Genomic DNA, 12,488 nt, shown 5'->3' with positions numbered 1-12,488 from the left:
GAGTTTTTATCATGACACAAGCCACCGCAAGACATCTGTTAGTGAGCAGTGAAGAAAAATGTGACGCACTGAAACAAGAAATAATGGGAGGAGCAGATTTTGCTGATATAGCAAAGGCTAACTCATCATGCCCATCGGGTGCACAGGGTGGTGATTTGGGATCTTTTGGACCAGGAATGATGGTGAAAGAGTTTGATGAGGTTGTATTTAGTGCGCCATTGAACGAAGTACAAGGTCCGGTGAAGACGCAATTTGGTTATCATTTGCTTGAAGTTACCAGCCGCGATTAGTTTATTATTTATTTAGGTGTAGAGAGTAGGTCGTAAATATGCTCGAACTGTATACCGCTAGATTGAGATTAAGATCGCTAGGCAGTGATGACTGGCAGCATTTTTTTGCAAGTACAACAAGATCCAATTATCAATCAGTTTGTCAGAGATCCTGATAGCGAGGCTGTATTACGAGAAAAGTTTGAGCATAGGCTCTCTCCTTGGACCTTTGATTCTGGTGCTTGGCTAACGCTTACTATCGAAGAGATAGGGTCGAATCGATTTATTGGTTTTACTGGCTTATATTGTTCAAGCTTAAATCTAGTTCATGCGAAAGTTGGTTATATGCTGTCTTTAGCTGGACAAGGTCAAGGTTATGCAACAGAAAGCCTTAATGCTGTCATAGATTGGGCTTGTTTAACATTTAATGTTTATAAATTTGTCGGTACGTGTGCTTGTGTGAATCTAGCTTCGGTTCGCGTGCTTGAAAAAGTCGGTATTAAGCTAGAAGGTGTGTTGCGGGATAACGTTAACATCGGGGAACGTTGGATAGATGACAGTACCTATGGCTTAGTCAGCGAAGAAAGATCACAATAGTCTTCTTTTATGAGTGCTATAATCTCCTAAGAAATTTGATTATAAGGTAGTAACGCGTGACAGCACAAATTGAGACCTTGGCATTAATGCCTGGTGAAGAGTACATAGAGTTATATAAAGTGTTAAAAGTCCAAGCCATGATTGGTGGTGGTGGCGAAGCTAAATTCGTGATTAGCGAAGGTAAGGTGACGGTTGACGGTGTGGTTGAGCTGCGTAAACGTAAAAAAGTGAGAGAAGGCGAAGTTGTCGCTTTTAATGGTGAGTCTGTTCAAATCGTGACTGCCCCTTAGTCATTGAAGTTAGGTGGAGTAAATAATGCAATTCCCAGATGATGATAATGGCAAAATGCTTGCCGCAATGAGCGAAGCGGGTATTGACCTGTCTAAGCAGCTTGATGTTGATTTTTTTCTTGTCTTTGATGATCAAAGAGATGCAGAGTCTGCCACAGAAGAACTCGCCAATTCAGATATGGAAGGGGAAATGGAACTTCATCTCAATGATGAAGTGGGTAAATGGGAACTGATTGTTTGTGTCAAAATGGTGCCTGAATATCAAGCCATTGTTGATAAAGAGCTAGAGTTAAACCAATTTGCTGTAGAGTTTGGTGGTATTACGGATGGATGGGGGGTAATGCAGCATCAAGACGGTGATGATGATTTTACCGATGATGACCATGAGTGTAATGATCGTTGTGAGCATTAATTATTTGCCTCGATAGTGTTAGTTCTGACTTTTTCTATGGTCAATATTGCCCGTCGAGATTATTGCAAGGATTAAGCTAAGAGCATGATAAAAATACCCATTTAAGCTACCTTTTAGGTGGCTTTTTTATGGTCCAAAATTGTGTGATTAATGCCTATAGGGAGCGAAAATTTCTAATAACCAATCGATAAAGGCCTGTGCTTTTAAGGGTAAATTCGTCGACTTTGGGGTAATAACATAATAGATATAAGGACTAATGAAGTGGGTATTTAAAGGGATAACTAGACTACCATCTGCAAGCTGATCCTCAATAAAAAAACGAGGGATCAAAGCCACGCCCATGCCACTGACTGCCGCCTGACTCAACATATAGAAGTGTTCCATACCGAATTTTTGTTTGGTGGTCAAAACGAGATTAACCTTATCAGCCCAATGGCCCCAGAGTTCAGGACGTGTGGTTTGTTGTAGTAAGGTCATGTTATTGATGTCATTGAGACAATTGAGGTGTTTGGCCAACGAAGGGGCACAGACTAGGCAAAGATCCTCATCCATTAATGTAAGGTAATTGACTTCTTTGGGGGGTTGAGTGGTGCTTCTTATAGCGATGTCACAACAGTTTTGTTCAAAATTTACGGTGAAGTCTCCGATAGAAAGATCCACGTACAGATAAGGGTAACGTTGTTTAAACTCTTCCATACGAGGAATGAGCCAGTTGATGGTCAAACTTGGTAATACATTAATCGATAAGGTTTGCGACTGCATTTGATGTGACTTTATCTCATCTGTTGCTGTTTTTATGGTTTGCAGTGCGGCTTGAATTTGTGGCAGATATCGTTTTGCATCATCTGTGAGTATTAGTTGCCTATGTTGACGAAGAAACAGAGGGGCGCCAAGGTAGGTTTCTAATCCCTTTACTTGTTTACTAATTGCACCATGGGTCACAAAAAGTTCGTTTGCAGCATGGGTGAAACTTAAATGCCGACTGGCCGACTCGAACGCTAGCAGTGCATTTAGAGGGGGGTATTTAGTGTGCATCGAGAGTATGGATCCTATTTTTAGCGTGAGTTTTATTCATATTAATAAGACGATAACTCCTTTGCGATTGTTGTGCAAACCTTGTCTAATAGTCGCACTTAATTTGTGCACTATTTAGAGATACAAATACTATGAGTTTTGAACTTACCTATGAATTAATCATGATATTGTTTGCTGTTGCGGTATTAGCAGGCTTTATCGATGCTATGGCTGGAGGTGGAGGATTATTGACAATACCTGCATTGATGTGGGCAGGACTGCCTCCTACAGCCGCATTGGCGACCAATAAGCTGCAAGCATGTGGCGGTAGCTTTTTTGCCAGTGTCTATTTTATACGTAAAGGTATGGTTAAGCTGGCTGATATGAAATTGGCCATCATTTGTGCTTTCTTAGGTGCAGCGCTAGGCACTATTGCTGTGCAGCTTGTCGATACCGCTTTTTTGGAAGTATTATTGCCATTTCTTATGTTGGCGATTGGCGGGTATTTTTTGTTTTCTAAAAAAATTAGTGAAGATGATAAGCATCAAGTACTAGCACCTACTTTATTTGCATTAACAGCAGCATTGGGTGTTGGTCTTTATGATGGTTTTTTTGGTCCTGGTACAGGAAGTTTTTTTGCTTTAGCCTTTGTGTCATTGGCTGGTTTCGGTCTAGCTAAAGCGACCGCACATGCAAAAATATTGAATTTTTCTACTAACATAGCTTCGCTTATTTTTTTCGCGATTGGGGGGAAAGTTTTTTGGGTTTTAGGGAGTATCATGCTCGTCGGGCAAGCGATAGGTGCCACCTTAGGCTCTCGTCTTGTTTTTACAAAAGGCACAAAAATAATTAAACCATTAGTGGTGACAATGTCCGTGATGATGAGTGTGAAGTTATTAACAACTCAATATGATTTTTTTGCTTGGTGATAAAAAATGGATCCGAAGTCAGATTATTCTTATGCCTGAATTGTTGCTATTGTCATGCACCATGTGTTGCCCTAGAACATCGTATATCCATGGTGTTATTTCACCCCTTTAGAACATATATTAGTAGATAGAAATAGGAAAGTGACTGATTATCAGCCATTTTCCTATATAAAGCGAATTGAAATTTTTTACCTAAAACATTTTATTTTTTAAAAGGTAGCAACAACTCTGACAGCATCCGTTGCTGCAGCCGCATCAATGTAGCCAATAGAATCTGGATTTGTTGAAACCGATGAAATAACTTCACTCGCTGAAGGCATTTCTTGTGGCGGCGTTCCTTTGCCTGTAAATATTATTTTAGACCAGTACGCTTTGATTTGTGAATTAGACTTATCCATCACTTTTTGATTGAACTCGGTCATCACTGGATCAGTATTACTGACACTGAGCATGATGGCGGTTCTGCCGTTTGAAAATGATTTCTGCTTTCCGAGGAACATTTTTTTAATAATAGATTGATCAAAATCAGATGTATTACTCGGGTGTACTATCACAGCCACCTCCGCAATAGCCAGATTAACAGTGAGTAAGCTAATCATCGATAAAATTAATAGCATTAACAAATTTGTTTTTTTAAAGAAATATGACATGTTTTATCCTTAGGTAGCTTATTTAAATCAATTTAAGGGTAGGTATAACTTTGGGAAATGCAAATTTTTATTCACATAAAGTATATGAAAGGTGATGTAAACTTACATTAATGGTTAGCCAAGTCACTGTTGTCTGAGTTCACATCGCTAAATATTAATAGGTTGGGCAGCTTCTGTGTAAAAAAAACTATCATATAGAGCCAATGATGTAATTTAGATAGTCAAACGTTAGGTGCTAATGTGCTAGATACTTTTAATAGGAAATGGTCTGTATGAAGATTATGCTGATTATTACTCATAAGAATAGGGGTGGGATAATGATGATATATTTAAATCCATATAGGGTATTGGTAAAATGAAATATCTAGGGCTTACAACAAAACATATGCTGTTAACCCTAGATATTCTATTTTTTGCGCTAGCGTGTATCAGTACGTTTCATATTTTTTTCTAGTGAGATTAACTCATTACGTATCTTTCTGATATATACGTCATCAAAATTGAGTTGGTCAAACTCATTAACACATGCCTGATATCGTTTTATTTTATCTTCAGGCGCCCCTAGGTTATTTAATAGCTCATCCATGATCATTGCAAGTTTCCTTTTATCATCATTGGTTCGATATCTGAACCCATTATAGTCATCATTAGTCATATTGATAATGCTCATAATAATTATTTTTTATTAGTTTATACTAACAATTAAACATTATTCATTATAAACAGTACTTTAAGTTTTTTTGGTGGTGTTTATCTGATGCGATATTGGGAGATCTCTTACAAGACTATACGGTATATCCCCAAACTACTTTTGGATACAGGAGCGAGCATATCCTTAGCTATGCCGCACTTAAACTTGATAGGTTAGTGGCTAATGGTAGTCACCTAGCTGAGCCTAAAAATCATAAATTGGTGTTGTTAAATATAGCTACTGCGCTAGATATGAATAAATCAAGTGCGGGTAAGAGTGCCTTAGAAAGTGCCGCTAGAGTTATTGCAGATAAAGGACAGCTTGATAGGGTGGAGAATGATTCACCTAAGTTAAAAAAAGTGATACGTGAAAAGTTAACCCTTAAGTTACTGGACACGTTAACGAATGAGATGAACCAAGTGGTCAATAAATATATTAAAAAACATCAATTAACAGGAAGCGATGGTCATTTTTTTACTTCTGATTTCATCGACCGTAAAGTCTACGATGAGTTGTTAATATTAAAACAGATCCAATGCGACAAAAACATTGTCGCTATAAACCGAGGGGTAGTCTGAGCCTATAATAAGGGCCAGTGAGATCGATGGCTTGAATTTCAAGGGATAAACCGTAGTGTGTTGAGGAATATATTCACAACGTGCTGAAAGAAGCTAGATCTCAGCACTAAACAGCACTGATGTTATGGTTGTCATCGAGCTAACAAACAAAAAGTTAGCCCAATGAGCGAACGTGATTTGAAATTGGTTATTTAGTTAGCTCGTGTGTATAAGCCTTGTTGACCTCTTCGGCAATAATGGCAATACCGGCTCGCATTTGAGTTTGATCTTGAACATAGTTCATGCGTAGACATTGGTGTGCATGTTGCCAATCTTCTTTTTGTCCAAAGAAGAAATGATCTCCAGGTACGATCAATACACCCCGTGCTTTTAATCTCTTATACAATTCCATGGTGGATATAGGTAATTGATCAAACCATAGCCAGAGAAATATCGCGCCTTCAGGTTTATGAATTTTAAATCTGGGATCATGGATAGCACTTTGCAATAAGGCCACTGCAAACTCGGCTCTTTCTTGGTAGAAGGGTTTGATAACCGTGGTGCTTAAACGCAGTAAATCGCCAGAGTCAATCATATGCTTAGCAATCGCGGGGCCGAATCCTCCGGGAGCCAGACTAATAATGCCATTAATGTTGGTCAGTGCCTGAGTTATTTCTTCATTGGCAATGACGATACCGCAGCGTATACCTGGCAGGCCTAATTTAGATAAACTCATACATAATATGGTGTTAGAGTTCCAAAATGGAGTCACTTCTTCAAAAATGATATTAGGGAAGGGGGTCCCATAAGCATTATCGATGATAAGTGGGATCCCCTTATCTTGTGCTAATTGATCCAGTTTAACGATTTCGGTGTCGGTTAACACATTGCCAGTGGGATTGGTTGGCCGAGAAACACAAATGGCTGCGATGGCATCATCGACTTGTAATTGTTCAAAATCCACATGATATTTAAACATGCGATTATCCAATAGCTCGATATCAGGCCGATAGGATACAAAAATATCGTCATCAATTCCTGCGTCACTGTAGCCGATGTATTCAGGTGCGAGAGGCAGTAATATTTTTTTGTGGCTACCATCACTTTGTTGGCCTGCCAGTAAGTTAAACAGGTAGAAAAAAGCACTTTGGCTACCATTGGTTAGACTGATGTTTTTCTCGCTAATATCCCAACCATAGGTTTCCCGCAGTAAGGTAGCTAAGGCTGTTAGAAATGTATCTTTGCCTTGTGGGCCGTCATAGTTACCCAAGGCGGATACTAATTCACCATTGTTGAGCATCTCCGTTGTCGCTTGGTGAAAATAATTCAACATTTCTGGAATAGCCGCTGGGTTCCCCCCTCCTAACATAATAGCACCCGGAGTACGCAGGCCCTCATTGAGATCATCCATTAAACGGGTAATACCAGAGTAACGATTAAATTTTTCACCAAACTTTGAAAATTGCATAACACCCAATACCTGAAAGCCATAATTACTTAGGATGCCTTTAATATCAATATTTAGCGAAAAACGCACCTTTTTTTGACTTTTTTTATGACTTTTATTGAGTAACACACCCAAATAGCTGGCTAGCAGGCCATCGAAAGAGTGAATGTGAGCAATGGTATTAGTCGTATTAATCCAAATCAATGTAATAATTTAATGGGAGAAAGGCAGTTGGAGATCCATTAAGGTATTTATTTAATATTAAACATGGCTTTTGGTACCGTATTTCAGCGATCACTTGCCCTAATCTACGTCAGGAAGGTAACTGTTTGATTTAAGGGTAAGGCATCGATTTTTTTAATGTACCATTACATCAAAATAATTCAAGGTTAATCTATTGATAATAAATAATATAATTATTTTTGGTCACCTTAATGTATTACTGGTAATGTAAAAATCGACTATAGTTGTTTTATTATTTGCAGTGAAGAAAGTGAAGAAAGTGAAGAAGATTGCCGTAGTCATTTTGTTGTTAATACACTTTTGTGCATTTAGTCGTACACTTCCCACAGTCAATGATCCCATTAAAATAATGCTTAATAATTGGACCAGTCAGCTTGTTATCTCGCATATTATAGGTAACTTGTTCCGTTTCCAAGGTTATCAGATTGAATACATCACCGTGCCTACAGATGGTCAGTGGTTCATGTTAAAATCACAGAAAGGTCATGTGCAAGTCGAAGTTTGGCAAGGTACAATGAATGATAAATATCTGCAGACAAAAGAAAATGGTTGGTTGGTCGACGCGGGGACGTATAACATAAGCACTCGTGAAGAATGGTGGTACCCAAAGTATGTTGAAAAATTATGTCCCGGTTTACCCGATTGGCATGCATTAAAAAAATGCTATGGAATTTTTTCCGATAAGGGGGATAATTCACGTGGCATTTATTATGGTGGCCCCTGGGAAAAACCCGATAAGGCCAGAGTGCGTGCACTGGATCTGCAATTTACCATACTTAATGTAGGCTCTGGTGATGAACTTTGGGTTTTATTAAAAGAAGCCTACGAGAAAAAGCAAGCGATATTATTATTTAACTGGACTCCCAATTGGGTCGGTGCTGTTTATGAAGGTAGCTTTGTTGATTTTCCTGAGTACCATTCAGATTGTGAAACCCAACCTGAATGGGGCGTGAACAGTAAGTATTTATTTGATTGTGGTAACCCTAAATCTGGTTGGTTAAAAAAAGTTGTTTCTGCTGGTTTTCCTAAAGTATGGCCGTGCCCATTTGAAATGTTAAGCAATATGGATTTTAACAATGCTGAAATGGAAAGTATTGCAGCCCTTGTTGATAAAGATAAAATGACTGTAGAGCATGCTGCTGATTATTGGTTAAAAAAACACACTAAAATATGGCAGTCTTGGATACAAAAAGAATGTGGGGGATAATGAGTGGATACGCAACTGCCTTTAAAATGCCATTGAGGTGCTTTAGGCGTATCGCCTTAGTTGAAAAAGCGTAGTGCTCTGCTGATTCTTGGTATTTAACGTGGATTGTTATGAAAAAAATTGATTTAAACTTGTTATATACTCTGTCCGTTTTATTAGAACTGAAAAGTGTTAGTTTAGCAGCACAGAATTTACATACCAGTCAACCAGCGGTCAGTCGTTCGCTGGCCAAGTTACGCGAGTTGTTTGATGATCAATTGCTCATTAGAGAGAAAGGCAGTTTAGAGCTAACGCCAAAAGCGGTTAATCTTAATCAAAAAATAGCGCCTCTATTACTTGAATTAATGCAAGTTGTCAGTGAAGGTGAAGCTTTTAATCCTAAGAAAAGTGATGCAGATATTACTATTGCTATTAATTCACCGATTGTTAACTGGCTAGCGCCGACGCTACTTGAAAGGTTAGGTGAATTAGCGCCTAATATTTCAGTGACGCTTGTTGACTGGCATGATAATACTCCTGCAGAGATTGAAAATGGCAGTATTCAATGTGGCTTGAGCTATTTTCCACTTGCGTTACCGAAACATTTACTTCAACACGTGTGTGGTACTGAATCATTTGTGTTTATTTGTCGAAAAGATCATCCTCGTGATAATCGTTCTTTTACAAAAGAAGATTTAGCACGTTATTCAATGGCATTGTTGCGAATTATTGGTTTCAATGATAAATCGTACATTATTTCCGATGCATATAAAAAATACAATATTGAACCCAATATTCAGCTAAAGACGTCACATTTAAACATTATCCTTAAAGCCTTGATGAAAACAGATATGTTTTTGCCATCTTCAAAATATTTGGCCGCGACACTAGGCGAACAATTTAAGTATGTTGAGATAGATAATAGCTTAGGTTTTTTTGACCAAAAAATAGGCTTGGTGTGGGGGTATAAATGGAGGGGAGATCCTTTGTTAATATGGCTAACCGATGTAATAAAAGAGTCAATTCAGTATATCGAAACACAAAGTGACACCGAGTTCCCGTCATAGCATCGAAATTTAGCTATATTTCAATCAAAGCGTTACAGGTAAATGCCATCAGCTCTCATTCTGATAGAGACTGTTCATATTTGGTATATCCGCTATACCTTTCTTGTTAGCTCACTAAATGGTTATATAACCCAAACTACCTTATATATGCAGCTTAACGAATGTGTTAATTCACGTCAGTCACTCGAATGCGGGACAGTGACTGCTTTCTCCTTGGTGTATAGATTTAATACTGCTGCATCTTTTTGTATTTAAAAGTATTGGTAGTGTGTTAAAAATCATTCCTTTCGGTGATGAATAGAGCGATCTTAATGATCAATATAAATAAGTCATGTATGTGGCGATACATTTTCTTTGTCATTAGTTAAGCCTGCTTACTGAGGGGACCTAAATACAAAATGGATTTTTTTATGATTGTAGTCTCAGAGTATAAATAAGTAGTCTAGATTTACAGGTGCGAAGGACTTATTTTAAAGTGGTTATGGAGACAAAAACAAAATGAAATATCAAGTAAAAAAAATACTAATCCCTCTCTCTGCTATTGCAGTCAGCTTGGTGTCAGCCAGCTTATATGCAGCAGAAAAACCCAATATTCTGGTGATTTGGGGCGATGATATAGGTCAATCTAACATTAGTGCTTACACACATGGCTTGATGGGGTACCAAACGCCAAGTATTGATAGTATTGCCAAAGAAGGCATGATGTTTACTGATTACTACGGCGAACAATCCTGTACAGCAGGTCGTTCAACCTTTATCACCGGCCAGAGTGTATTTCGTACTGGCTTGAGTAAAGTGGGTATGCCGGGGGCCGATGTGGGGTTACAGGCATCGGATATCACTATCGCCGAAGTGTTAAAACCGATGGGCTATGCGACGGGTCAGTTTGGTAAAAATCACCTAGGTGATAAGGATGAATTCTTACCTACGGCTCATGGTTTCGATGAGTTTTTTGGTAACTTGTATCACCTTAACGCAGAAGAAGAACCTGAAAATATTGATTACCCTAAAGATCCAGAATTTCGCAAAAAATTTGGGCCTCGGGGTGTAATACGTTCTTATGCTGATGGAAAAATCGAAGACACTGGACCATTAACGAAAAAACGTATGGAAACCGTGGACGATGAAACCTCTGATGCTGCGATGGATTTTATGGAACGCAGTGTTAAAGCCGAAAAACCCTTTTTTGTGTGGTGGAGTGGTACTCGAATGCATTTTCGCACTCACGTAAAACCTGAGCTGCAAGGGACAACAGGGATCAGTGAATATTCCGATGGTATGATTGAACATGATAATCATGTAGGTAAATTGCTGAAAAAAGTCGACGATCTGGGTATTAAGGACAATACCATTGTTTTCTATTCTACCGATAATGGCCCACATATGAATACTTGGCCTGATGCGGGAACAACCCCATTTCGCGGAGAAAAAAATACTAACTGGGAAGGGGCGTACAGAGTGCCTGCGATGGTCAGGTGGCCGAGTCATATCAAAGCCGGTGAGATTTCTAATGAGATCATGCACCACATGGATTGGTTACCAACGTTTGCCGCAGCTGCAGGGGATAGCGAAGTTAAAAGCAAACTGCTTAAAGGCATGAAAGCAGGTGATAAAAGTTTTAAAAACCATCTTGACGGTTATAACTTCCTGCCTTATTTAACGGGTAAAGAAAAGAAAGGCCGTCGTGAAGAGATTTTCTACTTTACGGACGATGGCGATCTTGCTGCATTGCGCTTTAATAACTGGAAGCTGGTATTTATGGAGCAAAGAGTGGCAGGAACTTTGCAACTTTGGGCTGAGCCTTTTACCACATTGCGTTTGCCAAAAATCTATAACTTACGCATGGATCCTTATGAAAATGCAGATATCACCTCTAATACCTATTGGGATTGGATGATCGACCATGCCTATATGCTGGTGCCAGCACAGGTTTATGTAGGGACATTTTTAGAGACCTTTAAAGAATATCCGCCTAGTCAAAAAGCGGCCAGCTTTAGCTTAGATCAAGTGATGGAAAAGCTAAAAACTCCGCAAAGTAAATAAACTGGATTAAGGGCGCACAGCGCCCTTTTTTAAGCGTGTTAGTTTTGATAGGGATAACGGCCTCCCACAGCATGGCTCAAACAGTTAAATTTAAGGTCTACAATGGAAAATGAATATATTTATCAGCAATTAACACTCCTTAATCAAGCCCTCAGTACTCAGGTATTAGGTCAATCTCATATTATGGATGGATTGATTTTGGCCTTGCTTGCTGATGGCCACGTATTACTTGAGGGGTTACCGGGCACGGCTAAAACTCGCTCGGTGAAAGCCTTAGCGGATTTACTGTCGTTATCTAAAGGACGTGTACAGTTTACGCCAGACCTTTTACCCTCAGATGTGATCGGTTATGAGGCTTTATCAAATACAGATCACAGTCAACAAATCGATTTTCATCCAGGACCTGTGTTTAACCATATTTTATTAGCGGATGAAATCAATCGAGCGCCTCCTAAAGTGCAATCTGCTTTATTGGAGTCTATGGAAGAACGGCAAGTCACGGTAGGTAATACCAGTTATCCAATGGAAAATATCTTTTTGGTCATGGCAACACAAAACCCTGTTGAACAAGAAGGGACTTATCCTCTACCAGAAGCACAAATGGACCGTTTTATGTTTAAGCTGACGCTGGATTACCCAGATGACGACACCGAGCTTGAAATTATCCGTTTAGTACGTAAGCAAGAAGAAAATAAAGCATTATCATTGACATCCATAGATAACGCCGAAGCGTTAATTTTAGCGGCTAGAAAACTGGTTCACCAAGTGTACCTCTCTGAAGACATAGAAAAATATATGGTTGCTTTAGTGATGGCTACACGTTGCCCTGATCGTTATCCAGACAGTGATTTAGCCAAATATATTAAAGTGGGTGCCAGTCCTAGGGCGACCATTGCGTTAGATAAAGCTGCTCGTGCTCATGCTGTATTAGCGGGGCGGAATTATGTCGATCCAGATGATGTTAGGGCGGTTGCAATGGCGGTGTTAAATCACCGTTTAATGCTGAGTTATAGTGCCATCGCAGCAGGAAAAACGGCATCGCAATTGGTGGCTGATTTAGTCAAAGTTGTCCCGGTATGATAGCGTAACGGTT

Annotated in this window: 13 protein-coding genes and 1 pseudogene; 10 read left to right on the top strand and 4 right to left on the bottom strand. The window is 39.2% G+C overall.

Going from position 1 to position 12,488, the window contains the following annotated elements; translation table 11 throughout:
• The first annotated feature begins 11 nt into the window (after positions 1-11).
• The 4 genes and pseudogenes from HQQ94_RS15435 (at position 12) to HQQ94_RS15420 (ending at position 1,568) form a co-directional block, all read left to right on the top strand.
• Positions 12-290, top strand: coding sequence for a peptidylprolyl isomerase (locus HQQ94_RS15435; protein ID WP_173295252.1), 279 nt, complete (start codon positions 12-14; stop codon positions 288-290).
• Between the two features lie 38 nt (positions 291-328).
• Positions 329-866, top strand: a pseudogene (locus tag HQQ94_RS15430) (GNAT family N-acetyltransferase).
• 86 nt (positions 867-952) lie between these two features.
• Positions 953-1,156 carry an RNA-binding S4 domain-containing protein gene (locus tag HQQ94_RS15425; protein ID WP_217274196.1) on the top strand — a complete coding sequence of 68 codons (204 nt, stop codon included), beginning with the start codon at positions 953-955 and terminating at the stop codon, positions 1,154-1,156.
• Positions 1,157-1,181: 25 nt separating this feature from the next.
• Positions 1,182-1,568 carry a ribonuclease E inhibitor RraB gene (locus HQQ94_RS15420; protein ID WP_173295249.1) on the top strand — a complete coding sequence of 129 codons (387 nt, stop codon included), beginning with the start codon at positions 1,182-1,184 and terminating at the stop codon, positions 1,566-1,568.
• A 147-nt stretch (positions 1,569-1,715) separates the two neighbouring features.
• Here the strand turns inward: HQQ94_RS15420 and HQQ94_RS15415 are convergent, their stop codons facing one another.
• Positions 1,716-2,603 (bottom strand): LysR substrate-binding domain-containing protein, encoded by an 888-nt coding sequence (locus tag HQQ94_RS15415; protein WP_173295248.1) that lies wholly within the window; start codon positions 2,601-2,603, stop codon positions 1,716-1,718.
• A 131-nt stretch (positions 2,604-2,734) separates the two neighbouring features.
• Here HQQ94_RS15415 and HQQ94_RS15410 point away from each other — a divergent pair, with 131 nt between their 5' ends.
• Complete coding sequence (locus HQQ94_RS15410; RefSeq protein ID WP_173295247.1) at positions 2,735-3,511, top strand: TSUP family transporter; 777 nt, start codon at positions 2,735-2,737, stop codon at positions 3,509-3,511.
• 209 nt (positions 3,512-3,720) lie between these two features.
• Here the strand turns inward: HQQ94_RS15410 and HQQ94_RS15405 are convergent, their stop codons facing one another.
• Positions 3,721-4,161, bottom strand: a complete 441-nt coding sequence (locus tag HQQ94_RS15405; protein WP_254304074.1) for a phosphate ABC transporter substrate-binding protein — start codon at positions 4,159-4,161, stop codon at positions 3,721-3,723.
• 418 nt (positions 4,162-4,579) lie between these two features.
• The gene (locus HQQ94_RS15400) at positions 4,580-4,753 is read right to left on the bottom strand and encodes a hypothetical protein (protein ID WP_173295246.1); all 174 of its coding nucleotides are present in this window, start codon (positions 4,751-4,753) and stop codon (positions 4,580-4,582) included.
• Positions 4,754-5,103: 350 nt separating this feature from the next.
• Here HQQ94_RS15400 and HQQ94_RS15395 point away from each other — a divergent pair, with 350 nt between their 5' ends.
• On the top strand, positions 5,104-5,430 hold the full coding sequence (locus HQQ94_RS15395) for a hypothetical protein (protein WP_173295245.1): 327 nt from the start codon (positions 5,104-5,106) through the stop codon (positions 5,428-5,430).
• Positions 5,431-5,617: 187 nt separating this feature from the next.
• Here the strand turns inward: HQQ94_RS15395 and HQQ94_RS15390 are convergent, their stop codons facing one another.
• The gene (locus tag HQQ94_RS15390; protein WP_173295244.1) at positions 5,618-6,877 is read right to left on the bottom strand and encodes a valine--pyruvate transaminase; all 1,260 of its coding nucleotides are present in this window, start codon (positions 6,875-6,877) and stop codon (positions 5,618-5,620) included.
• Positions 6,878-7,358: 481 nt separating this feature from the next.
• Here HQQ94_RS15390 and HQQ94_RS15385 point away from each other — a divergent pair, with 481 nt between their 5' ends.
• The 4 genes from HQQ94_RS15385 to HQQ94_RS15370 all read left to right on the top strand — a co-directional run bounded on the left by HQQ94_RS15385 (position 7,359) and on the right by HQQ94_RS15370 (position 12,475).
• Positions 7,359-8,306: an ABC transporter substrate-binding protein gene (locus tag HQQ94_RS15385; protein ID WP_173295243.1), complete on the top strand. Its 948-nt coding sequence runs from the start codon at positions 7,359-7,361 to the stop codon at positions 8,304-8,306.
• A gap of 110 nt (positions 8,307-8,416) precedes the next feature.
• Positions 8,417-9,352, top strand: a complete 936-nt coding sequence (locus HQQ94_RS15380; RefSeq protein ID WP_173295242.1) for a LysR family transcriptional regulator — start codon at positions 8,417-8,419, stop codon at positions 9,350-9,352.
• A 498-nt stretch (positions 9,353-9,850) separates the two neighbouring features.
• Entirely contained in the window at positions 9,851-11,395 is a 1,545-nt protein-coding gene (locus HQQ94_RS15375) for an arylsulfatase (protein ID WP_173295241.1), read from the top strand.
• A gap of 102 nt (positions 11,396-11,497) precedes the next feature.
• Positions 11,498-12,475, top strand: coding sequence for a MoxR family ATPase (locus HQQ94_RS15370; protein ID WP_173295240.1), 978 nt, complete (start codon positions 11,498-11,500; stop codon positions 12,473-12,475).
• Positions 12,476-12,488: the final 13 nt, after the last annotated feature.

This window comes from Shewanella sp. VB17 (assembly GCF_013248905.1).
Classification (GTDB): domain Bacteria; phylum Pseudomonadota; class Gammaproteobacteria; order Enterobacterales; family Shewanellaceae; genus Shewanella.
Note: the sequence above shows the minus strand (reverse complement) of the source record. Positions and strands in the feature narration are given on the sequence as shown.